The 26,028-nt window shown below is 50.1% G+C and carries 23 protein-coding genes and 1 pseudogene; 9 read left to right on the top strand and 15 right to left on the bottom strand.

The window, feature by feature from the left end; genetic code table 11:
* Positions 1-17: 17 nt before the first annotated feature.
* The 4 genes from glnA (at position 18) to ABSE13_RS01740 (ending at position 3,239) form a co-directional block, all read left to right on the top strand.
* A complete protein-coding gene (gene glnA / locus ABSE13_RS01755) occupies positions 18-1,343 on the top strand; it encodes a type I glutamate--ammonia ligase (RefSeq protein ID WP_424026755.1) in 1,326 nt (441 codons plus the stop codon).
* A gap of 27 nt (positions 1,344-1,370) precedes the next feature.
* Entirely contained in the window at positions 1,371-1,565 is a 195-nt protein-coding gene (locus ABSE13_RS01750) for a hypothetical protein (RefSeq protein WP_424026796.1), read from the top strand.
* A gap of 15 nt (positions 1,566-1,580) precedes the next feature.
* Complete coding sequence (locus ABSE13_RS01745; RefSeq protein ID WP_424026754.1) at positions 1,581-1,910, top strand: P-II family nitrogen regulator; 330 nt, start codon at positions 1,581-1,583, stop codon at positions 1,908-1,910.
* A gap of 180 nt (positions 1,911-2,090) precedes the next feature.
* Positions 2,091-3,239 carry a hypothetical protein gene (locus tag ABSE13_RS01740; RefSeq protein WP_424026753.1) on the top strand — a complete coding sequence of 383 codons (1,149 nt, stop codon included), beginning with the start codon at positions 2,091-2,093 and terminating at the stop codon, positions 3,237-3,239.
* Positions 3,240-3,299: 60 nt separating this feature from the next.
* Here ABSE13_RS01740 and ABSE13_RS01735 read toward each other — a convergent pair whose 3' ends face one another.
* The 9 genes and pseudogenes from ABSE13_RS01735 to ABSE13_RS01695 form a co-directional block, all read right to left on the bottom strand.
* Positions 3,300-4,889: an FMN-binding glutamate synthase family protein gene (locus tag ABSE13_RS01735; RefSeq protein WP_424026752.1), complete on the bottom strand. Its 1,590-nt coding sequence runs from the start codon at positions 4,887-4,889 to the stop codon at positions 3,300-3,302.
* Positions 4,890-5,087: 198 nt separating this feature from the next.
* On the bottom strand, positions 5,088-6,194 hold the full coding sequence (locus ABSE13_RS01730; RefSeq protein WP_424026751.1) for a DUF362 domain-containing protein: 1,107 nt from the start codon (positions 6,192-6,194) through the stop codon (positions 5,088-5,090).
* A gap of 57 nt (positions 6,195-6,251) precedes the next feature.
* Entirely contained in the window at positions 6,252-7,628 is a 1,377-nt protein-coding gene (locus ABSE13_RS01725; RefSeq protein ID WP_424026750.1) for a response regulator, read from the bottom strand.
* A gap of 50 nt (positions 7,629-7,678) precedes the next feature.
* Positions 7,679-8,143 (bottom strand): tetratricopeptide repeat protein, encoded by a 465-nt coding sequence (locus ABSE13_RS01720; RefSeq protein WP_424026749.1) that lies wholly within the window; start codon positions 8,141-8,143, stop codon positions 7,679-7,681.
* 34 nt (positions 8,144-8,177) lie between these two features.
* Positions 8,178-9,191, bottom strand: a complete 1,014-nt coding sequence (locus ABSE13_RS01715; RefSeq protein ID WP_424026748.1) for a hypothetical protein — start codon at positions 9,189-9,191, stop codon at positions 8,178-8,180.
* Positions 9,192-9,325: 134 nt separating this feature from the next.
* On the bottom strand, positions 9,326-9,928 hold the full coding sequence (locus tag ABSE13_RS01710; protein ID WP_424026747.1) for a DUF2179 domain-containing protein: 603 nt from the start codon (positions 9,926-9,928) through the stop codon (positions 9,326-9,328).
* Between the two features lie 144 nt (positions 9,929-10,072).
* On the bottom strand, positions 10,073-10,213 hold the full coding sequence (locus tag ABSE13_RS01705) for a YHS domain-containing protein (RefSeq protein ID WP_424026746.1): 141 nt from the start codon (positions 10,211-10,213) through the stop codon (positions 10,073-10,075).
* A gap of 1 nt (position 10,214) precedes the next feature.
* Positions 10,215-12,610 (bottom strand): annotated as a pseudogene (locus tag ABSE13_RS01700) (heavy metal translocating P-type ATPase).
* Between the two features lie 127 nt (positions 12,611-12,737).
* The gene (locus tag ABSE13_RS01695) at positions 12,738-14,162 is read right to left on the bottom strand and encodes an MFS transporter (RefSeq protein ID WP_424026745.1); all 1,425 of its coding nucleotides are present in this window, start codon (positions 14,160-14,162) and stop codon (positions 12,738-12,740) included.
* A gap of 148 nt (positions 14,163-14,310) precedes the next feature.
* Here ABSE13_RS01695 and ABSE13_RS01690 point away from each other — a divergent pair, with 148 nt between their 5' ends.
* Positions 14,311-14,541 (top strand): AN1-type zinc finger domain-containing protein, encoded by a 231-nt coding sequence (locus ABSE13_RS01690; RefSeq protein WP_424026744.1) that lies wholly within the window; start codon positions 14,311-14,313, stop codon positions 14,539-14,541.
* A 118-nt stretch (positions 14,542-14,659) separates the two neighbouring features.
* On the opposite strand, the gene ABSE13_RS01685 is transcribed toward ABSE13_RS01690, so the two are convergent.
* Both ABSE13_RS01685 and ABSE13_RS01680 read right to left on the bottom strand, forming a co-directional pair.
* Positions 14,660-14,986: a hypothetical protein gene (locus ABSE13_RS01685; RefSeq protein ID WP_424026743.1), complete on the bottom strand. Its 327-nt coding sequence runs from the start codon at positions 14,984-14,986 to the stop codon at positions 14,660-14,662.
* An 82-nt stretch (positions 14,987-15,068) separates the two neighbouring features.
* Positions 15,069-15,749 (bottom strand): hypothetical protein, encoded by a 681-nt coding sequence (locus ABSE13_RS01680; RefSeq protein ID WP_424026742.1) that lies wholly within the window; start codon positions 15,747-15,749, stop codon positions 15,069-15,071.
* A gap of 330 nt (positions 15,750-16,079) precedes the next feature.
* On the opposite strand from ABSE13_RS01680, the gene ABSE13_RS01675 reads away from it, so the two are divergent.
* The 4 genes from ABSE13_RS01675 (at position 16,080) to ABSE13_RS01660 (ending at position 20,368) form a co-directional block, all read left to right on the top strand.
* On the top strand, positions 16,080-17,990 hold the full coding sequence (locus ABSE13_RS01675; protein WP_424026741.1) for a hybrid sensor histidine kinase/response regulator: 1,911 nt from the start codon (positions 16,080-16,082) through the stop codon (positions 17,988-17,990).
* A 153-nt stretch (positions 17,991-18,143) separates the two neighbouring features.
* Complete coding sequence (locus ABSE13_RS01670) at positions 18,144-18,335, top strand: hypothetical protein (RefSeq protein ID WP_424026740.1); 192 nt, start codon at positions 18,144-18,146, stop codon at positions 18,333-18,335.
* A 163-nt stretch (positions 18,336-18,498) separates the two neighbouring features.
* Positions 18,499-18,969, top strand: coding sequence for a hypothetical protein (locus ABSE13_RS01665; protein ID WP_424026739.1), 471 nt, complete (start codon positions 18,499-18,501; stop codon positions 18,967-18,969).
* Between the two features lie 157 nt (positions 18,970-19,126).
* A complete protein-coding gene (locus ABSE13_RS01660) occupies positions 19,127-20,368 on the top strand; it encodes an Ig-like domain-containing protein (RefSeq protein ID WP_424026738.1) in 1,242 nt (413 codons plus the stop codon).
* A gap of 197 nt (positions 20,369-20,565) precedes the next feature.
* Here ABSE13_RS01660 and ABSE13_RS01655 read toward each other — a convergent pair whose 3' ends face one another.
* The 4 genes from ABSE13_RS01655 to ABSE13_RS01640 all read right to left on the bottom strand — a co-directional run bounded on the left by ABSE13_RS01655 (position 20,566) and on the right by ABSE13_RS01640 (position 25,933).
* A complete protein-coding gene (locus ABSE13_RS01655; protein WP_424026737.1) occupies positions 20,566-20,859 on the bottom strand; it encodes a hypothetical protein in 294 nt (97 codons plus the stop codon).
* A 147-nt stretch (positions 20,860-21,006) separates the two neighbouring features.
* Complete coding sequence (locus ABSE13_RS01650) at positions 21,007-22,821, bottom strand: sensor histidine kinase (protein ID WP_424026736.1); 1,815 nt, start codon at positions 22,819-22,821, stop codon at positions 21,007-21,009.
* A 233-nt stretch (positions 22,822-23,054) separates the two neighbouring features.
* A complete protein-coding gene (locus ABSE13_RS01645; RefSeq protein ID WP_424026735.1) occupies positions 23,055-24,359 on the bottom strand; it encodes a sensor histidine kinase in 1,305 nt (434 codons plus the stop codon).
* Between the two features lie 197 nt (positions 24,360-24,556).
* A complete protein-coding gene (locus ABSE13_RS01640) occupies positions 24,557-25,933 on the bottom strand; it encodes a tetratricopeptide repeat protein (protein WP_424026734.1) in 1,377 nt (458 codons plus the stop codon).
* Positions 25,934-26,028 lie beyond the last annotated feature (95 nt).

The following is a 26,028-nucleotide window of genomic DNA, read 5'->3' as shown; positions in this document are numbered from 1 at the left end:
GGAACCTTTTTTCCATTATGTCAGCAGACGTATCCAAGTTGCTCAAGAAAATTGCAGCCGATGATGTCAAATTCATCAGGCTTCAGTTTTGCGATGTTCCGGGTATCCCGAAAAATGCGGCAATCCCGGCCGACTATGCCGAGAAATCCCTGACAGAGGGAACCTGGTTTGACGGATCTTCGATCGAGGGTTTCACCCGGATTGAAGAGTCCGACATGCTCCTCAAGGCAGATCCGTCATCCTATCAGGTCCTGCCATGGAGACCCCAGGAAGGCAAGGTTGCCCGGTTCATGTGCGACGTATATACGTACGGTAACAAGCCGTTCGAAGGCGATCCGAGATATGTCCTCAAGAGGCAGATGGCGGAAGCCGCAAAGATGGGATACACCTTCAACACCGGCCCCGAGCTCGAGTTCTTCCTCTTCAACCTCGTTGACGGAAAGCCGACGACCCAGTTCGCTGACCAGGGTTGCTACTTCGACCTTGCCCCGAACGACAAGGCAGAAGACGTCCGCCGCGAGATCGTCCTGGCACTCAAGAGCATGGGACTCGAGATCGAGATGTCCCACCACGAAGTCGCCGCAAGCCAGCACGAGATCGACTTCAAGTATGCCGATGCACTCACCACCGCTGACCGTGCCATGACCTTCAAGTTCGCAACAAAGGCCATCGCGCTCAAGCACGGGCTCCACGCGTCGTTCATGGCAAAGCCGATCGGCGGCATCAACGGCAGCGGTATGCACACCCACGGCTCCCTCGCCAAAGGCGGCAAGAATGCGTTCTTCGATGCAAATGCAAAGGATGGCCTCTCCGATACCTGTATCTACTACATTGGTGGTCTCTTAAAGCACGCAAAGGCAATCACCAGGGTCGCAAACCCGACCATCAACTCGTACAAGAGGCTCGTCCCCGGTTACGAAGCCCCCTGCTACATCTCGTGGAGCACGACCAACCGGTCCGCCCAGATCCGTATCCCCGCTGCACGCGGCAACAGCACACGTGCGGAATTCCGGAGCCCGGATCCGATGTGCAACCCGTACCTCACCTTCGCCTGCCTCCTCGCAGCAGGTCTCGACGGCATCAAGAATAAGATCATGCCCCCCGAGCCGACCAACACCAACATCTATCATCTGAGTGCAAAGGACCGGAAGAAGATGAAGATCGACATGCTCCCCGGCAGCCTTGCAGATGCCCAGGTCGCACTCTTAAAGGACGAAGTAATCTGCAATGCTCTGGGCGCCCACATCGTGGAAACCCTCTCCAACATCGCGGAAGCCGAAACCGATGCGTTCAGGCTCACGGTTCACCAGTGGGAACTGGACCGCTACCTGTCCACCTACTAATTCTCTCTTTTTTTCCCTGTATCGTGCCTGTATCTTCTTGGACTTCGTGAGGGTACTGCATATCTGTTTATTGCCAATGCGACTGGTGCCTTCGCAGCACTTATCTACGCGTTTGTCCTAACATACATCCTTGCAATCCTGGTGGACAAAGCCCTCGGTCTGCGAGTCACGGAAGAAGAATACGCAGGTCCCGGCATCTCCCAGCATGGGGAGCGGACCTGAACGGGTGAAACAGCAATGAAAATGGTTAAGGCAATCATCAAACCGGAACGGTTCGAGTTCGTTAAGAAAGCACTCGAGGACAAAGGCTTCAACGGCATGACCATAACGGAAGTGAAAGGGCGGGGCGAGCAGAAAGGGATTACCCTCGAATACCGTGGCGGCCTGATGACGGTCGATCTCCTGCCAAAGACCCAGATCGAGATCGTGGTCCGGGATACTGAAGTTGACGGTGTTATAATGACGATCTCCGAATCTGCCCGCACCGGGAAGATCGGTGACGGGAAGATCTTTGTTCTCCCAGTGGAGAAGTCGATCAGGATCCGGACCGGGGAGACCGATGTTTAACCGGCCCCTCTCTCCAAGAGATCATTTTTAGGAATGCATCACGATTCTGCCTGCTGTTTCTGCCAGCTGTTGTTGGATGTTCCCCGATCCAGGGGTCTTTCCACTGCGCCTGCTGTGACCGGAATGGTTGGCAAAGCAGATTGTTATCTACTATAACGGCAGAATTTCTTTACTACTATTATGATCCCGTGGCTGAATACCAATTTCCAGCATTTCAAACCCAACGCGATGATCGCACTCAATGCCACGCGGCACATGAACAAGATCGAGCGAAAGAAATTGTTCTCGCCGGATATCGAACCGATGCGAACCGCGGAAGGCCGCTGGTTTGAAGCGATCGTCTACGAGATGTTCCTCGATATCTCCAAAAAATCGGGCACGATAAAATACCTCGCGATGAAAGGCGCGGATGCCCCAAAGAAGCGGGAGGACGTCCGTATCGGGCAGAACGGTCTCTTTTATTCAAAATATGGTGATATGACGGTTCGGGGGAACGGACAGGATCTTGCCGAATTTGATCTGATGCTTGTTGATGCCGACAATCACGTAGCCTTTGCCGAAGTTGTCACGTCCCCCTCGGACCTCAAGGAGTTCGAAGTCGAGATTGCCTACAAGAAGAAACTGCTCGGCTATCTCTATGGCCAGAAGATCACGCCCTTCCTGCTGGTCTCCTCGTTCGATCTCTCGAATTATTCCGTAGTGAAGCGGCTTGCAAAGGACCGGACCAATGCCATCATCCACACCAGTTCCTGCGAGCAGATCAAATCGCTCGTCAAGCACTACCGCCCCCGCATCCTCTATAACCTGCCGGAGAACCATTCCAAGTTGATCCCGGCAACGAGTATTCCCCTTAAACACCCGTTCGACTACAAGTCATATCATGATGATGTGAAGAACAGGATCTTCACGGAGATTGCCCGGGCCTCCGGCCCGGTCCGCCCTGAAATCACGGATCAGACCGGCCAGCTGGTGAAGAAAGTCCTCTATGGCGGGCTCTTCCCCCCGGCCATCAAATCCGTTTGCGACAACTATGGTTTCCTGGTGCGGGGAAAGAAGATCGAGTACGAGGAGTTCTCCCGGTACTACTCCAAGGCAATCCTTGCGACAGATATGCCAAACTACGAACTGATCATCTACCTCCGCTCAAGACAGAAGAAGGAGTACCACAAGATGATCCAGCTCAAGGATGGCCATTTCAAGTTCGAGCGGCCGACTCCTCCCAAGGTGGGTTTCTTCCTCTGGCTTGAATCCATCCAGCCCACCTTGGGGGCCCGGGCTGCGCTCCAGGTCCTCGATAATTTTACTATCGCACCCTCGCAGAAAAAGTAGATTTACCGGTTCCCGGAATACAAGGAGCGGCGAACAACCAGTTTCAGCATTTTTACCTGTTCAATCGAGCAGCTGGCTTATCGCCTCATCATATCGGGCTGTCATGACGTACTGGATGCCGGAAACACGGGCCGCTTCCTCTGTCAGAGCCATCAGATCATTGCGTGTGATGCTTGAGATCCGGAAGTTACGACTGCCTGCCATGAGCTGCTGGAGTCCCGTCCGGAATTTCGAAGTGTAGGTGTAAATTCCCATGGCACCGAGGGGGAGATCGTTGATATGTTCCCCGTATTTCTCCTTCAGTTCCTCGTAGCAGACAAAGATCTCCGGTACTGTGGTACCGAATCGTGAGACAGATTTCGGGAGCTCCCCATCCCTGATCCATTTCCCGATGTTCTTTCCCACCATACCGGGGATCATGAGCCCACGGCCCATGGCTACTGCACGGAAGTACGGGCTGCCCATTGCAAGCGCCTTGAAGACGCCCGGCTCATCCGAGAATCCCCCCGCCATCGCCAGGTCCGGAACCCGGTATCCTTTCTTCACTAGTTTTCCTGCAAATTCGCATGCAAGTGACTGAAGGTAAAATGTCGGAATACCCCATTCGTTCATCATCGGCCACGGGCTCATCCCGGTTCCTCCGGAGGCCCCGTCGATCGTCAGCAGATCGATTCTCGCTTCCGCACTGAATCTCAGGGCCATTGCCAGTTCGACCATGGAATACGCGCCCGTCTTAAGGGTAATCCGCTTGAACCCGATATCCCGGAGTCTGTCGATCTCCTCAAAAAATCCTTCGCGGGTGATGAAACCAAGACGTGAGTGGCGCTCGAACTCCCGGATCGCACCTGCCCTGAATGCAGCCTGGACCTCCGGGACCGTCGGGTCCGGCATAACGATATATCCCCGTGTCCTGAGCTCGATGGCACGTTCGAGAGATTTGACCTTGGTTTCGCCCCCGATGCTTTTTGCCCCCTGTCCCCATTTAAGCTCAATCGATTCAAAGTTGTGCCGGCTGGCAATATATTCCGCGGTCCCGAGCCGGGTATCCTCAACATTCATCTGGACCAGCATCTCCCCGAAACCTTCGTGGTACTTCTTGTAGACCCCGATGCGGCGATCCATCTCTGGCGATTCTCTAACTTTCCCGGTACTGTCGAGTTTCAGATCCGGATCAACGCCGCAGACATTTTCCCCGCAGACGATCGTGATACCGGAAATGGCAGCGCCGGCAGCAAAATGTTCCCAATTGTTCCGGGCGATATCCGTTGATCCGAGCGCACCGGTGAAGATGGGGAGGCGCATCTTCACCTTTTTATCCCAGCCGTACTCTGTTTCCGTATTTACTGATGTGAAGACTGCCGAATCCGGTCCAGCCTCGGTGTTTTCGGGAAATCCTTTTGCACCTATTGCATATCCCTGAATGTTGAGATGCGAGTAATCCACCGGATAATTTTTGTCTGCACCTGCCGTAATCTCGCCAAACGGGCCCGGATACAATACTTCCCTTCCTCGGAACGATGAGAGCCAGATATCGCAACTGCCTTTGCAGCCATCCATGCAACGGGTGCAGATGCCGGATACCGGGGCAACATTCCGTGATCGGTTCACTGTTCCAGTTGCTTCATTTGCGTTTGGCTGCCTGAGATTCATGAAAACTCTCCTTCGTTAATGGGAGTACCTTCGGAGTGCAGGAAGGTGCTGCCGGTGGTGGAAGTGCCCGCCGATAAGACCTTTTTAAATTCCCTTCCCTAATAAGTACTTGCATACAGTTACCAGAACCGCAGGATTTGTCCTCCCGGCATTCGTTCCGTTCTGGAAGCAATGGATCGATTCTGACGAAAAAAATAATTACAGGGATATCAGTTCATACTGGCTTTGTCCCAGCCCGATCTCTTCAGCGTAACGTATCTGGCGGAACCCGTCCGTGTTGGCATGCACACCGGAAAACTTGTCTTCGCCCCGGTGATGGTGTGTTGTCAGCAGTGAGTCAGAATATCCCTGCTGCTGGTTGACGAGATCGAAACTTGCCGCATCAATCGCTACCGGGTCCATGGAAGCAAGAATCCCGATATCAGGTACGATCGGGGCATCACTGAACGGGAAGCAGTCACAATCCGGTGTGATGCGGATCAGGAAATTCATGTAGCCTACCTTATTCTGTTTTCCCGCGACAGCACCGTACGCATACTCCACCATACGCTCCATGAAGGCCGGGATCTCCGTCTCCCAGTCGATATCGATTGCATGTTCAGGACAGACATGCATGCACTCGAAACAGCCGATGCAGAGATCCTTGTCGATAACCGATTTCTTTGCATGGATACTGATCGCTGTTTCCGGGCAGATTTTCATGCATGCAGCACAACCAGTACAGTTTTCGCTGATCGTGAACGGACGGGCATTGTGCTGCGCCCGTTTCCCTTCCGGTGGTGCACAACCCATGGCAAGGTTCTTGATGGCCCCTCCGAATCCCGAGACAATATGTCCCTTGAAATGGCTGAGTACGATCATGCTGTCAGCGGCTGCGATATCCCCGGCAATCGACACTTCACTAAAGTGTTTCTTGTTGATGGACACTTTTTTTATGTTCTTCCCGGTAAGCCCGTCTGCTATAATCACGGGGGCACCGGCAACGGCGAAATCAAACCCGTGGAGGATAGCGGTCGTGATATGTTCCACGGCGTTGGACCGGCTGCCGAGATACAGGGTATTCGTATCCGTGAGAAACGGCATACCCTGGCATTCTCTCACTTTCTCTACTACCTGGCGGACATAGACCGGGCTGATGAACCCGTCATTGCCCGTCTCGCCAAAGTGCAGTTTAAGTGCGGTCTTGTCGTGAGGGCTGACAATTCCGGAAAAACCGGCCCGGTCAAAAAGCCGTCGTACTTTGGATGCCATACTATCCTTGTCGGAAGAGGCCCGCAGGTTTGCAAAATAGACAGGACTTTTCATGACATTGCCTCTATGGGGGATGATTGTATTCCGGATGGTTTAATGCATCGGATCCGATCAGATCAGGGAATCGAGATTCCGCTTTTTGAATCTGGCTTTTCCCGTTTTGCCAAGTTCGTTGGAACGGTCAAAATACTGTCGTGCGGTCTCGTCTTTTTCCAGTTCTTTCATGCATATCGCAAGACCGTTCCAGGCTTCGGCATTGTTCGGGTTCATTTCCAGCACTTTGTTGAAAGCCCTGACCGCAGCATCGATCAGTGATTTTTGTTCCCGCAGTATGCCCCTCTTCCTGAGAAGGTCAGCCCTGCTGAAGAGTATTTCCTCATCTGTTGGTGCGAGTTCTGAGGCCTTCTCGAAATCTTTTGCCGCCTCCTCGTCCTGTCCGATCTCCCTCAGGGCAACCCCCCGGTCATGCCAGGCATACGCGAATTGGGGATCGATCTCGATTGCCTGGGTGAAAAGGGGGATGGCCTCGCGATATTTTCCTTCCCGGAATGACAGCCTGAGACCCTCCTTGTGTGCGGATTTGGCCTTGCCGAGAAACTTGTTGAACATGTTTCCCTGTGTTACTGAATGGCCTGAGACTGGTCCGGTAGCATCAGAAACATAATCCGCCTGCCTGAGAAGTTCCTCTCCGAGTTCATTCGTAATATCCCTGACCATGCTGAGTGCGGCAATGAATGCCCCCTTCGCATCATACAGGGCAGTGGCCTTCATCCATAGTACACCCGGTGTTCCATCAGCTCTCGTGATTTTTATCCAGGCAAAGATCGTAGCCTGCTCTTTATTGATAATCGTGTAACGGTGGCTCCTGATCGTTTCATCCTTCTCAAAGATCAGATCCACGAGCATGGGTGCCTTTCGCCCGAAGAAGGGAACCGAATACGCTCCTTCCCCTTTGCCTATGATATCCGCGTCACTGATCCCCGTGAGGTCTGCCATTCCCAGGTTCCATGCCAGCACTTTGCCCTCACGATCGATTGCAAACGCCGCCTCCGGGAAAAAACTGACCGTACCGGAAAGGACTTTTTCGGAGATGCCAAGGGATCTTCCGACATGGCGTCGTTCAACCGCACGATTGATCATATGGGTGAGTTCCCGGAATTCCGAGGATGGATTATCTCCTTTTTTTAAGAAAAAATCTGCTCCGTTATTGAGTGCTTCAATTGCTGCATTCTCCCTGCCAACCCCGGTAAAAATGATAACGGGAGTTGTATCGCCCTTTGCCCGGATGATCTTAAGCAGTTCAATACCGGTGATCTCGGGAAGGTAATAATCGACAACCAGCGCATCGAAGGTCTCCGAAGCGAGAATACTGAGCGCTTCTTTCGTAGAAATGGCGGTCTGAACCTTCATGCCGCCAAACCGTTCGAGAAATGAACGTGTGGCATCCAGCAATATTTTTTCATCATCAACGATGAGGACAGATCGCATTGGGAACTCTTATGTAAAGAATACTTTGCAGAAAGAAATAGATTGCGGGGTTATCCCCGTTGCATAATCTTCTTCCTGTCCGCTTCCATATCAAGAATGATCTCGAGCTCGAGAGATTTTCCGTAGGCTTCCTGCGCCTCATCACTTCTGCCAAGTTCGTCGAGGCAGACACCTTTGATGTACCATGCCGCGGCATCATTTCCGTTCAGCATGGTAGCCCGGGTGCTGGCAAGCACAGCATCCTCGTACCGATCAAGATTGAAGAGGGCGAGGCTCTTGATCGACCAGGCATCCGCGTAGTTCTGATCCATAGACAGTGCTTTATCGCAGTCTGCAATGGCCTCTTTGTGCCTGCTCGTTTCGACATACGCAGCGGCCCGGAGGTACCAGCTCTCCGGGTACTTCGGATCGAGCGACATTGCTTTTTCGTAGTGCGCGATCGCCTCCTTGTATTTTGTGCGCTTTGCCAGGGCTTTTCCCCGTTTAAGCAACTCGACTACGTCTTTTACCGGCATTGTCCGCCTCCGGGTTGTCCATTATGTTTCCTGATCATGTGTCCCCCCATGCATCCGAGATCAGATCCCCGAAAATTTTTTTCAGTGCCGTCTTCTCGTACGCCTCTTTCTTTTCATGCGCTTCCAGCAGGTGTTTGGGGGAGTCCCAGACAAACCAGTCCCTCATGGTCATGTACCCTATAAGGTTGTTTGTCAGGTTGATCCCGACTTTGTACAGATCATAATAATAGTCCAGCGTAGGCTCCGCACTCCAGTTTACCTGGTATAAGGGGCGCTCGATGATCTCGAGCATATTATCCCCGAAGACCTTTGACTGGTACCATGCGGTCTGTGTCCAACGGGTAGTCAGCATTTCCTTGACTTCGAGATGATTGAATTTTTTCATCTGGGGAATATTGAGGACCGGCATCAGTTCGTCGGCCGGGAGGATCTTTGCAAGAAACATGTCCCGGGCGTAAAACATCGCCTTGTTCAGGACAAAATACCGGCGGGGAATGATGCTTTCCTGGTCCATCATCTCGTCCATATCGCTCTTGCTCTCTTTCATGATATGGTAAAGCTGGGTTTTCCGGATCTTGGGCAACCGGTGGTAGACACTCGCGTTTACGATCGCATTCCAGGGAACCTCGTTGATATCGTCATTGAAATGGGAAAACAGGATTAAAAGCATCTGGATCAGTTTCTGGACCGGGAGCTTGTTGTCTTTCTTGGCCTCATCCTTGAGGGCGTCCAGGTAGATCTGGCGCATGCCCCGGTAGACTGAGTCTTCAGTGTACGAACAGACCTCGTACCGGCCTTTTTTGGCTGCTGCTCCCTTGATGAGCAGGTGAGTGCAGTGCTTTGCGATGATAAAATCCTTGAGAAGACCCACATATTGCGCCGGGAAGATGATTATGTTGTGTTCGATATTGTACGTATAAGTATCTACGAGTGTTCCCCCCGGTTCTGCTTCCGGCTGACGTAAAAGGGAAATTTCTGTATCAAGGGTTTCCTCAGTATGAAGAATAAACCGGCGGATGGGTTTGGATAATGGCATCTCTGTTTTCATGAGAGCGCTCCTCAAAAATCTGCATGTGTATTAACGATATTCGCCTATACTTTCACTTGGCGCCGGTGCACTTTAAAGTATGCGAAATACGTGGCGAAAAAAAGAAAGGGAACTGAATGGAGCTGTCAGCTCCATCACTTTTTCTTTCGGGGGCGGATGAACGAATGGAAGAGTCCGGTTATCGCGTTGGGTTTTTTCGGACGGAATACCCCCTGATTGACGTACCGCACATCTTCAATGGAGAAGAAAGCAGTGGGGTTTGTGGTCTGTATATGTCCGGTGATACGGGGGACATCAGCCCGGTTGACGAGCGAGAGGATCATCTTGACACTTCCCCGGGAACCTTTCGCATCCAGGGATGTGACACCGAAGTGCTCGGACTCTAGGAATTGGGCAATCTCCTCATTGGACTCCTCGGTTGTGACGATCCGCATGATCACCATGCCGATCGAGAGCCTCTCTTCAATGACCAGGCCGACATATGTCCCTGTGGCAAAACCGAATGCGAAAGCAAAGAAATTCGCGATATTGGAAAGGTCGCTCATAACGACTTCCATGGCCAGCAGCCAGATGATGATCTCAAAGAACGCAATGATGGGTGCGAGATACTTGATGCCTCTTGAGATGTAGATGACCCGGATTGTCTCCATGCTGACATCGCCGATACGGGCAAGGAAGATCAGGAGCGGGAGGATGAACCAGGAATAGATTTCAGGACTTATCAGGTAAAATGACATGTGTTCGCCTTTTTAGCGGATTACTCATCTTGAGCTGGAAAAAGGTTGCAGTGTATTTCTATATCAAGATTGTCAGAAAAGGACTGAAAAAACGGTGAATTTGGGTGAGAAATGCGGATCGCGCGGAAAACTCCGCCCGATTGTTCAGATGTACTTCTGCGGGTCCGTGTCAAACGTCTTCTTGCAGCCCGGAGCACAGAAATAATATTTCCTGCCCTTGTATTCGCTCGTAAATTTTGCTGTCTTCTCGTCGACGGTCATCTTGCATATGGGATCGATTGCCATCTTAAACCTCAGCAGTTCGTATTTTCGCTTCCGGTATATATCCTTTGAGAAGCAGGGACAGCGTGGCCACGGTCACAGAACTTGCTGCCATTGCAAGGGCTGCCAGTTCTGGCCTGAATGTAATGCCAAACGAGGGATAAAGTACCCCCGCCGCGACCGGTATAAGTGCTGCATTGTACGCGAATGCCCAGAAGATGTTGCCCCTGATCCGGCCCATCACTTTTCGCGACAACTGGATAGCGGCTACGGCATCGACAAGATCATCCCGGATCAGTACAATATCCCCGCTCTCGATTGCCACATCAGTACCGCTCCCGATCGCTATACCCACATCAGCCTGGGTAAGCGCAGGGGCATCATTGATGCCATCCCCTACAAAAGCAATTACCTCTCCGGCCTGCTGGTGTTTCTTCACTTCCTCCGCCTTGTCACCGGGCAAGACCCCGGCACTGACATGATCGATCCCGATCCTGCGGGCTATCACGTCTGCTGTCCGCTGGTTGTCTCCGGTGATCATCGCGACCCGTATACCCATCGCTTTCAGCCGGGCGATCGCAGTCGGTGTGGTCTCCTTGATGGTATCGGCAATCGCGATCAGGCCGATGATCGTTCCATTCCTGGCTATCATTACTACGGTTTTTCCTTCTCCCTCAAGCGTTGTGATCCGCGTATCGGATTCTGCCGGAATCTGCACTCCGTTCTCTATGAGAATGGCCCGGTTGCCCAGCAGGACACGTTCGCCAAGGACCATTGCGGATACCCCCATCCCGCCGGACGTATCGAATTGTGTTACCTGTGTCGGGACGATTCCCCGCTCCTGCGCTTTTCGCATGACTGCCCTGGCGAGCGGATGCTGTGAGTTCGCTTCTATGCCGGCTGCCAAGGAAAGGAGGATATTTTCCGGAATCCCGATAGCGGTGAGATCCGTCACTTCCGGTTTTCCTTTTGTGAGCGTCCCGGTCTTATCGAAGATGACCGTTGTCACTTTCTCGCAGGCTTCGAGTACCTCCCCGTTACGTATCAGGATGCCGAGTTCGGCCCCCCGGCCTACGCCAACGGTGATTGCAGTCGGGGTGGCAAGGCCCAGTGCACAGGGAAGGCGACAACAAGTACAGAGATCATGCACGTCAGCGCGAAGAGAGCCGTGGCATGGAGGATAAATAACCACGTGATGAACGAGATAGCCGCTATCAGGAGCACAACCGGAATAAAATATGCCACCGCTATGTCGGCTATCCTCTGGACTAGTGGCTTGGTTCCCTGTGCCTCGTCCACGAGCCGGATGATCTGGGCAAGGACGGTATCCTTCCCGACTTTTGTTGCCCGGATCATAAGAACACTGTTCGTGTTCAATGTCCCCCCCACGACCCGGCTGCCGTTCGTTTTTTGCACCGGGACCGGCTCACCGGTTATCATTGACTCGTTGACATAACTCCCGCCTTCCGTGACCATCCCGTCCACCGGGATCTTTGCACCGGGCAGGACCCGGACAAGATCCCCGGCCACAACATCCTCAGCGGGAATTTCCATCTCCTTTCCGTCCCGAATCACGGTTGCCGTCTTTACCTGGAGGCCGGCCAGTTTTTTTATCGCGTCTGAAGTTCGTCCCTTCACCCGGGTTTCAAGGTACCGCCCGAGCATGAGGAATGCCGCGAGCATGATGGCGGTATCGTAGAACATGAATTCGTTTGTCAGGATGATATTGAAGGTCCCGAGTACACTCGCGATGAATGCAACGCCCGTACCCATCGCGTACATGACGTCCATTGAGAGTGTGCGGTGGCGGAGTGCGATCCAGGCGGCATGGAAGATCGGGTATGCCACCCAGCCAAAGACCGGCGTTGCAATAACGAGCATCACGTAGGCCAGCACCTGCATGGAGACCGGCAGCGGAATGTACATCGCTGCCATCAAGGGGATACTGACCGCAAACCCAAGCGTAAACCGGATCAGCTTGTCGTGGAGGTCCTTGTCCCGTGCGATCTTCTCCGCTTCATCGCTCACCTCCCCCTCGATACCAAGGTACTGGTACCCGGCATCTTCGATCGCGTTCTTCATATCCGGGATGTCGGAGAGCGAGGGATTATATGTAACATAAGCTTTCTCCGTGCCGAGGTTTACGTTAACAGAAACGACTCCCGGAAGTTCCCGGAGTGTGGCCTCGATCGTCCCGGCGCAGGTGGCACACATCATGCCTCCTACACTCAGCGTTACCTCATGGTTGATCACATTGTACCCCGCGTCCTTCACTGCCTTCTCGAGCGTGGAAAGGGATACTTTGGATGGATTGAACTCGACATGGGCGGATTCTGTGCCGAAATTTACCCGGGTTTCTGATACATCCATCCCGTGCGAGAGTGACTCTTCGATAGTGGCAGCACAGCTAGCGCAATGCATCCCGGCAATCTTCAGCTCGGCTTTTTTTCTTCTCCGGTTCCGGCATCGGTATTTTCCTGTGTGGTGTCTTCTGCTATGGACTTAAAATCGTTACGAATGGGGATAATCGTGAGATTGGATTCCATTATTACGGACGGGATTTCCGGTCTCCATGCCCGATACTCCTGCCACGTAACCAGGAAAGGATCAGGGCGATCCCCATGATTGCGACCGATGCCCAGAGAGATGCATCGATCCCGTGGAGGAATGCCTCGGAAACGCCACCGATAAGACTGGTCGTACCAATGAAGACCTGAAAAGCAACATCCCGGGGGATTGAGGCGGATGCCACAGTAATGGCGATAACAAAACTTCCGAGGATCCCGATGTTCTGCACGGTCCTGAGGATACCTGAGATACTACCGTAGGACCCGTGCGGGGCATTGGCCATGACTGCGCTGTTGTTCGAGGGAAAGAACATGGCAGAACCGATCCCTGAAACCCCCGATGCGATGAGCACCACCCAGAGCGGGGTGTCGAGCTGGAGTGTCAGGTACAGGAACGTGGCGAGGATCAGCACGCCCGCGCCGGAAGTTGCAAGGAGCCGGGCGCCATACCGGTCGGAGAATTTCCCCATCATCGGCGAGAGCAGGCTCCCGACAATATATCCCGGTGTGAGGAGCAGCGCAGCGTACAGGGGTGAAAGCCCCCGTATCCCCTGCAGATACATAGTGATGAGAAATACAACAGAAAGGTAGCCAAGACTTAAGAAAAACGCGGCGGAGACCGAGTAGCGGAGCACACGGTTTTCGAAGGTATGGAAATCGATGAGGGGGTGGGGAATCTTCGATTCGTATACAATAAAGAGGATAATGGCGATAATTCCAAGGATGAATGTGATGATATTGGTCTGGGCAAGACCCTGGCCGGCAAAATCCACTCCCGCATATGAGACGAGCGTGAGGGCCGCACCCAGCAGGAGCATCCCGATCACATCAAGGTGAGCATCGGTCCTGACGTTGTCCCTGACGTACCGGAAACCGAGAATGGTTGCTATGATCCCGATCGGGATATTGATGAAGAAGATGTATTCCCAGCCCACGTATGTGGTGATGATCCCGCCAAGGACGATACCCAGCATTGCCCCGCTGGTCCATCCGAGCGAGATATACCCAAAGGCGGTTCCCCGTACCTCGACAGGGACAGTATCGGCGACAATCGCACCGCTGTTTGCCTGCATCAGGGCTCCACCGAATGCCTGGACCGCCCGGGACAGGATAAGCCACCCGATCCCGGTAGAGAATCCGCAGAAGAGTGAGCCGAGCGTGAAAACACCAAACCCGGTATTGAACATGCGGCTTCGGCCATAGATATCCCCCAGTCTCCCGAGTTGTGTCGTGCAGACTGCTACTACGAGGAGGTAGATGAGGATAATCCAGAGCGTGGAGAGCATGTCCGCATGGAGGCTCTGGGAGATCGTGGGAAATGCCAGGATGACGATCGTTGAATCGAGCGATCCCATGAGGGTGCCGAGCATGAGCACAGCGATGATAATTTTCTGTCGGGTGTCCATCTGATCGTGCAGAGATTTTATAGTACTGGTTGAAGTACCTGTCGAAAATTACAGAATATAAAAACCGGAGTCATATGAGTGACTTCATCCCTAGTCTCATGGCACCGGATTGCACAGTATTTTACTCTGCACAGCGAAGTGTTCATGCATGGGACTGAGAGAATCAATTTCCCGGTTTTTCCTGCGGTTTTTCCCGGAAAAAAATTATCCTTTATACAATACCTGCGCGATCTGCGGCGAACGCGTCTATCTCCCGTTCCTTTGTGAATACTGCGGCAAATATTATTGCGATAAGCACCGGCTGCCGTTTGATCATGACTGTAAAAATATTGAGGCATGGAAAAATTCGCGGACGGGAAAGGGGTCGGGGAGAAAATAAAATCCTGTTATGAAAAAATATGTATCCGGTTGGATATGTGTTCTTCCAAAACCGGCGAAACAGCCTGTGCATCCGGATCAAAAGCAGTAACATCCATTTTTATGAATCACCTGAAAAATTATTTTATCTTCTCCACGAGTTCCTCAAGGAGTCTTCGGATTTCTGCATTTTCTTCCCGTTGCAGTCTCCTCAGGGTCTGGATCTGGCGATCCTGCCAGAGGCTGAAGCCAAAGGCAACGACAAGGAAACCGATCGCAATTGATAATGAGCCCCATTTTACGGTAAACGGGGATGTGAGGAGATAAAAGCCAAAGTAAATGAACAGCGGACCCGCGATGAGAAAAATTCCCACCGATATAATGTTCAGCAAATTCCGATCCTCAAATTGTTCAGCACTGGTCTCTTCTTCCTCGAGAAGAATTTTATTTGTGTCAATGTCCATCATTTATACCTCATCATTTTTGCAAATTATCTTGTTCTTCATCGTTTCCGATCCACAGAGTGCAGGACCGGGCCTGTCACAACCGTCATGAAAAATCACTGCTCAATCCTTTCAGCTCCGGATAAATGCGTTGTATTTCCTTTATGTGGCCCTGTGTATCCTTTACATTCGCCGAAAAACCGGCAGGATCCTGACTGGTATCTGCCAGAACCGCCATCTTGCATGATATCTCCGCATTCTGGCATTCCTCCCTGATCGCTTCGATCCGGGGGATCACCATTCCTATCGTGAACCCTTGTGCAGATCCCGGGGTTGCACTGGCTTTTGCTGCAGCGAAATATTCAAGAGACTGTTCGAATTCAGTATCTGCTAAGGAAAATTGCCTGCAGACTGCTACTTTTTGTTGTGCCGTCGGCAAATCGTGAGCATCGAGCAGTTCATAGAATGCAGTGGTGCTATCAGAATATCCGGATTCGAAAGCCGTAACTCCGCGATTCCATTGTTCCTGGAACGTATTGTCCATATCGTTGGTCGCTATCAAAGACTGGGAATAGCCGGAAACACTGCTTTTCATGTATTCATTCCCGGGTTTGTCCAGTTCCTTGTAAAAAACATCAGATCCAAACTGGTAAACCGAGTCTGCCGTGAGCTGAGCATTTTCGGGATCCGTGAACAGTTTCTGGGGGTTCAGAGGCCCGGTGACAACGGCAGTACTTGCAAGGATCGCTCCGATGAGAAGGCCATATTTTATAATAATCAGGTTCATGATAGTGGAATTTTATTGTTGAATTATTGGTTTTGGATCTCGTTGGTTGCCCGCGGAAACACTTGCAGAATTATCCTGAATATCAGTCACGGGAAATAAATACCTTATTAACATAGAGATATTGAGAATCTATATTCAATTTTCATTCAAATCGGCGATCAGGGAAAAAATAATACTTTTTTTAAGCAATGTACAAATATCCGGGCCTTTTCCGTAACTCGGATGGATTTGATCCGGACCAAAAATATATATTTATATATACTCTATGGCTAGAAACTATAATCACGGTCCAGAAGATATACATACACACCGTAATTCCGGGAAATTGCCATGCTGTCAGTTCTGTATGTTGACGATGAGGAGTGTCTTCTCGAAATCGGCAAAACCTTCCTTGAGATGGATGGTTCGATGCAGGTTGATATTTCAACTTCAGCACAGTCTAAACTGGAGGGATGGGGCAATATAAACTATGATGTGATAATATCCGATTATGAGATGCCTTTGGTGAATGGCATTGAGTTTCTGGAAACACTTCGCTCGAGAGGGGACAGGACTCCTTTTATCATTTTTACCGGGCGGGGGCGGGAGGAAGTGGTAATAAATGCCCTCAATGCCGGTGCAGATTATTATATCCAGAAAGGGGGTGCACCCAAGGCACAGTTTGCGGAACTCACTCACAAAATAAAAAAGGCCGCAGAGCGCAGGCAGACCGAATATGCGCTTGAGCAATCAAATTCCGTTCTCCGGGCAACCCTCGAATCCACTGCCGATGGTATCATGGTGGCCGATATGAGCGGGGAGATCACAATCTTTAACAAAAAATTTTTACAGATGTGGCAGGTTCCGCCAGATAATTCTCAAATCCTTGACGAAAGTGCATTTATAGAATTTGCCCGGAATCAGGTTGTGGATTACCCGGCATATCTGAAAAGGATCGAGGAGATACGGGCCGAGAAGGGATCGACGAGTTATGATATCATCAGTTTTTCAGATGGTCGGGTGTTCCGGCGCTTCTCACAAGCGCATACCATGAATTCCCTTGTCGTGGGGAGAGTCTGGAGCTTCCGGGATATTACCGGGCAGAACAAGTCGGAGCTCGAACTGCGGGTCACTTATGAACAGTTGTCTACTGCGGAAGAAGAACTCAAACAGCAATACAAGGAGCTGGCAGATAATGTCAGAATACTCCAGGATCTTGAGAGGAAATACCGGGGAATTTTTGATACGGATATGTCTCCCCATCTGATTGTGTCAAAGGATACGATGAAGATCCTAGATCTCAACGATGCGGCATGCCGTTTGTACGGATACACCCGGGAAGAGTTTCTCACTCTGTCCTTTTCCAGCCTCTCCACTGATCCTCAGCGGAATTCAGAACAACTCACAGGGAATAAAGCCGATCTCCAGATGCATTTTCATAAAAGAAAAGACGGGAAGATCTTCCCTGTTGAAGTTTCCTTCACCTCGTTTGGCGATGGTACGCCGAGCATCCTGATCCTCTCAATCCGGGATATTTCGACTATAAAACAGGTTGAAGATGCCTTACGGCTGGCCAATGTCAAACTCAACCTGCTTCTTGGTATAACTCGTCACGATGTACTTAACAAGCTCTCCGTTCTCATGGGGTACAATGAAATCCTGCGGAGTAAAACTGATGATGGGGAAATCCTTGAGATCCTCAACAAACAACTCCGGGCATGCCAGACAATAAAAAGCCAGATTGATTTCACAAAAGAATATGATAACCTTGGGATCAGGGCTCCTCAATGGCAGAATGTCCAGGAAATTGCTTCACGGGCTTTTTCCCAGATGCTGAAGACCGTACCGTTCCGGTGCGTCACGGAATCCATAGCAGTTTATGCGGATCCTATGCTGGAAAAAGTGTTTTACAACCTTTTTGATAACTCCTTTCGCTATGGGGAATGCGTCTCCGAGATCAGTCTCACGTTCGATCGGGCAGGACCGGACATAATTCTCTCGTACCGGGATAACGGTATCGGTATTTCACAGGATGATAAAAACCATATATTCAGGAAGGGATTTGGTAAAAACACTGGTCTCGGTCTCTTTTTATCCCGTGAGATCCTGTCGATCACCCGGATGACCATTATCGAGAATGGAGAATATGGCAAAGGCGTCTGCTTTGAAATCAGGATCCCGGAAGGAAATTATCGTTTTGCTCCACTCCCTGAAAAGGCCAGGGAGTATGGGAAGGAACAGAAGGTTCTGGCAGATGAATGAGAGTTGGCGGCGACGTTCCGGAATGATTTCTGACACCGCAACCTGTCCTTGCAATAAGGAGATTACAGAGCCAGTAAAGAATCGGGGAAATATCTTCTGGAAGCGTTCCAATGTCATACAAAATGCCGGTAACCCGTGGTTGGTGGTAAACGCATGGGATACGCTTCGTCCAACATGATCAATCTTGATGGTCCGCTTATCCAGATATTTGTCGGTTTCCTTCTGGCAATCATTGGATGTGTGACTCTTATCAGTGCGCCGGATTTCTCCCAGCTGGCTTATGCGCTCTTTCTTATTGCTGGAATTCTGGTTTCGGTCTCTGTTATTTCTTTGACCAACGGATGAGGCCCATCTCCCTCTATATTTTTTAAAAAAATATATAAATTGTGACCGCGTAATAGAGTAATTGGTACACGTAATACTCAAGACCTCCCTTATTGCGTTGCAGTAGAAGGATGTTGATCACGGGTATGAAATGATCCCTGATAAAACAACGGTTCGGATACAAATGAATTTATTACTGCGATATGGTCTTATCAGTGGCGCGATCTGTGGGGAGGCGATGGTATTGCTGGTTCTTGTCAATACTATTCTCCTTCAGCAGTTTGCAGCCGGCGGGATGAGCCAGACGGGATCGTACGTATGGGGGATAACCTACCCGCTTCTGGTCATTCTGATATTTGAAGCAGGGGGCATCTTTTCGTCATGGCTCTGTCGCGGAGAAAAACAGACACCGGCAGAATCCCTTATCCCGGGTTTTGTCACTGGTGTTATGGTAAGCATCATCCTGGAAACGATGTGGATCTCAAATTTAATCAGCCTAGCCTCTCATGCCCTGAAGAACGGTTCGGATTATGTCATGGGTTACGGGGATTCCTTTGTGACGATTGCCATCCTGCTTGTTCTCATCCTGATGGGTGGAATCCTATCAGCATTCGGATCCTACATCTTCACCATGAGGAATTCATTCGATCAGTGATCGGCTTGTTTTCTTGTAAGAATTATCAGAGTTTTCTGTATCCTTGGCATGAATCCTTTGGCATTAACTATAGTGAGATATTGTTTGAATATATTCTAATATAGATTCTATTAATAAGTAATATAATCCGGCAGAGCACATTGAGTAGTGAAGTACCATGAGAAGAAGAACCGGTGAGGAATCTGTTTCGGTGATCGTCGGGACGCTTCTTCTGATCCTTATTACGGTGACTGCCGCTGCCGGTCTTGCCCTCATGGTTTCTCAGATACAGAAAGATGAGATGAACCGGCAGACTCATCTGAATTCGGTGAAGAACGAACAGGTAAGTATCATGAATGTGATGTTCCGTTCCGATCCTGTTGACTGGGCCGCTCATGGGGGTGTGAATAATTCCCTGTACTGGAACAATGTCACCATAACACTGGTAAATCTCAATACGGATGATGTAAGGATTACAGGCTTGGCAGTCAATAATATTTATGCTCTCAATATCTCCGACAAATCGTTTTATGATACTACCGGTAATCCCCCGCAGATATGGAATTTCACAAGCCCCGTTGACATCCCGGGGACCCAGAGCCAGAAAGTGTATATTGATTTCATCTCAAATTCCACGGTAGATCCTTTCATTTACTATCGTCAATCCCAGCAGTTTGATGCGACACAACCCCAGGATATCAAGGTTCTTACATCTCTCGGTAATTTCTTTGAAAAGATCCTCAAACCACCTGTCCCGCTGGCGCAGATCAAAATGGAAACAGATGATCTCGGTAACGTCCAGCGCGATGCACTGGTTCTTGACGGTTCCCAGTCAACGGCAGACAACACGGTTGTATCGTGGAACTGGACCGTCTATGATGCGTCATCAACTGTTCCCCCAGGCAACTGGAGTGATATTATGAACTGGACTATCCAGAACCAGACGTTCACAGGAAAAACGGTTCGGCTGAATTCACTGAATAACACCCCGTATTACCGGGCTACCCTGACCGTTAGGGACGATCTGGGGATGAGTGCGACATCAGAGCCAATCAGCCTTCCGGCCGGAAATTTCAATCCGCCTGCAAGTCTTCAGCTGGCAATAACTTCTCCCGCAAACCCGCAAATACCAGATAATCCCAATCTCTATAATAGCACGTTATCCGCAACGCTTTACGATATCAACAACAATCCCGTACATGGTGTGCCGGTCATCTTCATCATTGATAATAACCCGAACACACCGCAGAATTGTTTTTCCATTGACAAGATGGCAAATGTGACGTACAGTAACGGAGTTGCCTCTGCTACGGTAATGCAAAGTAATACTACGTCACCTATCTGCCCGCAACCCGTAACAATGCATGCGCAGTCCGGCAAACTGATCTCCCAGACAATTCTGGTCCCCGGAGTACCCTGAACGTTGCAGGAAAATTTCAGAACCTATTACCTGATCTCCCAAGCCAGCATCGTCTCCTTACTATGAGAATTCCCGGATAATCATTTGTTTATAGGAAAAATCTCGTTTTTGTGCTGATATGCCTCGGGATGGGGCGAAGAACCCTCTAAAAAAAGAACTGGAGTAGCAAGTAGTTTCACGGTACTTTTTGCCTCTTGCTATTTCAGCGACTTGATCTTGTTGTCAATCTCGGATTTTGTCATAGTGAGGATCTCTTCAAATGATCTCTGGATCTGTACCGTGGTATCCTTCAGGGTCTTTTCGATATATCGCTTACCTTCCTCACTTGTCACCAGATCCCGGGAAACGTTTGCAACATCATCCATTGCTGCAATCACCGCAGTTGTTGCGGTACTGATTCGTGCATCGATCCTGATCTCAGGACTATGAGGTACAGGTTCAGGTTCCGTTACCCACCTGCCCTGTTCAAAATGCCCTTTTGTTCCTGTCATGATGATCGCATATTCCTCAGATGGAATACCATTCTTTTGGAATGATACTAGAAATGCTTTCCAGAAAAAATTCGTACGGGCTGGAGGAGATTATGGTAACGGGTCGGAAATAGTGCGGGTATGTGATGTCTTATGAGAATCACTATCTTATGCCTTCCGAAGGGTGAACCGGATGGCAGCACCCTGCTTAGGATCCCCGGCAACGCGGTCATCAGCTCTCACATTTCCACCATAACTTTCAATGAGCATCTTGACAATATGAAGTCCGAGACCATAGCTGCTCCGCGTCTTTTTGTCGTGTGCAAACCGATCGAATATTCTGGGTTTCATTACATCGGGAATCCCCGGACCATCATCAGTCACCGATATTTCAATATCCTGATCGCTGATATCCCGGGCACTGATCCCTATCGTTACTCCGGTCCCCCCGAATTTCAGGCTGTTGGAGAAGAGATTGTCAAAAACTACTCCCAGCATATCGTTGGCAAGGACATTCCTGTAGCAGTTATCCATCCGGAAATGAACGTCAGGCCGTGATTCTATCTCTTTTTTCAGGATATCACCTATATTGACCGGCCGGATTTCCGGTGGCGTTTTATAGATATGGCTAATCGTCTCGATGTTCCGGATAACCTCGTTACTCTTCTGGGTAACCCCGATGATCTTCTCAATAAAGTATTTTTCCTTTGGGCCTGCGGTCTCACGGAATAATTCAGCGTATCCCCGCAGACCCATGAGGGAATTGAGAATCTCATACGAAATCGCGTCGAGATAAATATCGAGATAGAGATTGGCCTTCCGGTTCAGTTCTTCAAGCCGGTTGTTGCGATCGGCGAGTTCCTGCCGCGCAGAACTGAGATCATCACGTTGCTGCTGAATCTCGTCCAGCAAATCCCGCAATTCATCGCGCTGCTGCTGGATCTCATTTAGCATCTGGTTAAGGGAACGGGTGAGCGAGACGATCTCCTCGTCACCCCTCTCCGGGATCCGCTGCTCAAGATCCCCGGATTTGCCGATGGCCTTCATACCGGTATCCAGTGTACTCAGCGGAGCAAGGATAAATCGCTGGAGCAGGAGCTGGACAACGACAAGGAAAACGATGCTGAGTACCATTATTGCTGTAGCGACAATGAGGATGGATTTTTCCACCTCCTGGTAGACCGGACGCGTCGAGTCGACCCGGACAAGGAGGAATGTAGGCTTGTTTTCAATACCGGTAATCATCCCGGTACCTTCTATCCTCGTATCATTCATTGCCTGAGCAATGATCGCACCCTTTTTTAACCGGTTCTCGACATCCGCGTTCAATGGCTGGACATTTGCAGTCCGGGAATACGGGACAAGTGTTGCAGACATCTGGAGTATCTGGTCCAGATTATCGATCCGGTCCTGGGTGAGTAATCTGCCCATGACAAGAGTTCCCGCAGAAGATCCCATTCTGTTGCCGGAAGGGATAGGGTAACCGGCAAGAATAATCGGATCATTGTTGAGGTAGGATATGCCCCGCCGCCCTGCGACCCCTCCGGGTGATCCTTCAGGAATGATGCTGTCATGGATGATCCCATCCAATTCCTGTGGAACTGATCTGTCGACGGTTCCATCCGGAGAGATCGCTTCAGAGAATACGAGGCTACCGGATGAATTATAGGCCAGAATGTAATCGATGCCCAGGTTCTTCATGGAGATCGGCTGGAACGGGGCCGTGGGATTATTCACTCCCTGCGTACCGGTAATGAATGCAGACGTCTCATCCCGATCAGACCAGTCCTTGCAGGTAGCGGCTACATTCTCCACCTGACTGTTGACCTGAGCGACAAACTTCTGAACATTTGCGGTAGTTTCTTTTTGTTCCAGTACGTTGAACGATTGGAGGATCAGCGATTGGGTGATGAAGCTCAATATAATCAGAAAGATGACCAAGGTTGCGACAAGGATCAGTCTCGTTCGGGTCCGTACTTTCATCAAATGACCTGCACGATCCCATAAGTTTCAAACCTATATCATATCTTTCACTTTAGACTGTATATATATCAATATCAAATCATACTAATATTGTGAAAAAAATGATGTCGGATGGATGATCCGGCCCGGGATACTTATTGCCGCTCCATCTGACCGGACAGGTGAAGTATCTCACTAAAAAAGAGGGATAGCACCTATTCTTCTAATGAGAATTAATACTAGAACATGGGGTTTCACTCAATCGGGATACCAGAACCGGGCCGATACCCGCTTTTGGGAATGAGGATTTCGAACCTGCATCCTTTTCCCGGAATCCCGTTTTCCATGATCGAGATGCCCGTTATGGCAAGAATCTCACGGATCAGGAAAAGGCCGAGGCCGGTATTTTTTCCATAGCCCCGAATAAATAGTTTCATCTTCTCCTCGTAGGAAATCCCCGGCCCGGTATCCTCGTAAAGAAACATGAGGTGATCCTGGTCGGGCTGGCATGTGATCTTGATCAGTGTGTCAGGTTCTGCATACCTGAGCGAGTTCTCCAGTAGATTATAGAACACTTTTTCAAGAAGGGGATCAGCAAAAATTTCCATCCCGGCACAAGTCTCCGTTGTGTCAACAGCCATGGGGGGTAATAGTTTCTGCGCGTGCCTGATGGTGACTTCTGCATTCTGCCATTGGGGAGAAGCGATACCGATCTTCTGGTAATCCCGGGCAAAGAGGATTTGCTTGTGTATTGTCTCAATTACCTGTTCACTCCGGACAAAATATTTCGTAACTGCCGGGTCAGAGGATTGCGCTTCCCCAAGCGAGATGTATGAATTCAGTACCGTCATCTGGTTGAGAATGTCATGTCGGGTGATATCATTCACCAGATTCAGTTTCCTGTTACTCTCCTCGAGTTTTCTCTCGACATTTTTTCGATCCGTAATGTCAGTCGAGATGACCGTAACGGCGACAACCGTATTATCCATGGTATCTATCACGGGGTTAAGTTTACGGAGAAAAAATCTTCCATCCCGTTCGTATTCGTCTTGGATCATTCTTTTTGAGGAAATGACCTGCTGAACCCGAGCCATGAATAGTTCAGTTTCTTTCCGGGAATGGAAATCGGCGTAGGATTTTCCGGCATACTGTTCAGGAGATAATCCCCTGCGTACCAGATGTCGGGCATTAATCAGGAGATAACGCAGATCCTTGTCCACGGTGTAAATGGAGTCTTCAACGGATTCGACAAACGACCGGTACTGCATCTCGGATCTACGAAATTTCTCCTCTGCGTCCCGCTGGTGTGCAAGCGCCTCTCTTGCTTTCTGCTGTTCGCGGTAAGATCGTCGGAGTGGAAAGAATACGATGACAATCGAGATTACGCTTGTAAATACGATCGTAATCTCATGCGACTCCCAAATGGATATGGATGGATTGAGGAGTTGTTTGGTCAGCTCAAAAACTGACATCAGGATGATCATCGAGAAAAAAACAATTCCGAGATCCGTGGAAAGAGCGGAAATGGTTTTTTTCAGGTTGATTTTTTTCAGGTTCATGAATGAAGAATTCATTTCGGTGTGATACGAAGAATTTTGCGTATCATATGATTGACAGCTTTGTGATCTGCCTCTCTCCCGATCGTGTTATTCTATTTTCGGAGCTTACAGGAAATACGCCAAAGATAATGCCCTTTCCAAAATAATTGGGGTACTTACCAGTATGCTTCGGGAAGGTGGCAGGGTTAATTCTGGTATCATTGACTATCAATGAGCGTTTTCCTCTGTCGTATAGCATGGTCATGATGTGGATTGATGGCGAGAACCTGGTCATATGCATGCAAAGCATCCGAATGCCGGCGGATCTTTTTAAGAATGAATCCCTTGTAGAGCCATGCATCAGTATTATCACAGTCACATTCGATTGCGCAATCGCATGAATCGATTGCCTCTTCGTACCGGCCAAGCATAGCAAGCGCTTTTGCCCGGTTTATCCAGGTTGTTATATCCTCATTGTTGATCTCCAGCGCCCGGTCATAGGCGAACTGTGCCTCATCATATATGCCGAGTTTCCGCCGTGCATCACCAAGGGCCGCCCATGCTCGGGCATTCTCCGGTGCACGTTCCAGCACCTGTTCATAGGCTTCTGTGGCTAGCTGATACTTTCCTACTTTGATATAGAGATCCCCAAGGCTGTTCAGGGATCCACTATTCCCCGGGGTTCTGTTGAGGACTTCCAGTGTCTGGTGGATCAGTTCGTCATAGGAATTGCGGTGGACTTGGGTGGTGTTGGGGGCGGATGTTGTGGTGACTGGTGTTCCCTGCGGTCGTACATCGTATCGTTGAACGGGAATCGATTCAGTTTTTTGAGCATCTCTGATCAGTTTACCTGATGAGACCTGTTGGTCTCTGTCTATATCGGTAACCGGCTCGAAGAGATCACGAGAGATTTTTTTCCGGGCTGCTGCCGGGGGATGTGCCGAAGGGAGAATGTTCAAAGGAGCGGGTTTGGCACGGGGTACGCACACACTCCACGGCATGGTTGAGGTCTCTTCTATCATACCAGGATTGGGTGAAGTGAGGGGAGGAGCAGAAATCAGGTCCGCGGGTTTCTGGACCGGTTTTGTCTGCCTGGATTTCTCCCGCTTTTTCATTGCAATGCTGATGCCGCTCAGAGCATCGAAATGCTTTGGCTCAATAACCAGTACCTGTTCATAGGCACCGATCGCTTCATCATACCGTTCCAGGATAGCGAGCGTAAGGCCTTTGACGTACCATGCGTTTCCGTATTTGGGATTAAGTGCCAGAGCTCGATCGTACTGGACGAGGGCTTCGGAATGTCTGCCAAAACCGGAATAGATCAGGCCCTTATAAGTTAGTGCCTCGTGAAGCCGGGGATTGAGGGCCAATGCCTGATCAAAGAACTGCAGGGATTCCTCGTACTTACCCATCTGATAAATGGCGTAACCTTTCAGGAACCAGGAGTCGGCATGATATGCAGATATTGCAATCATTTTATCCAGCGCTTCAAGTCCATCAAGATAATATCCGCTGGTGCAGAGCTCGCGCCCCCGCTGGTACCAGAATTCAGGATCCTGGTTCTCATTATTCAGGATAGTGTTCATGAATCCCATATGATTAGATCTCCTGCCGGTTATTGCAATTCCGACTCCACTCAATCAGTGTTCTCACCGAATTAATATATACTTTTTTAAACAAGTATATAGTA

Origin of the sequence: Methanoregula sp., from assembly GCF_049518935.1 — an archaeon.
Lineage (GTDB): Archaea > Halobacteriota > Methanomicrobia > Methanomicrobiales > Methanospirillaceae > Methanoregula.
This window is presented reverse-complemented; position numbering and strand designations above follow the sequence as displayed.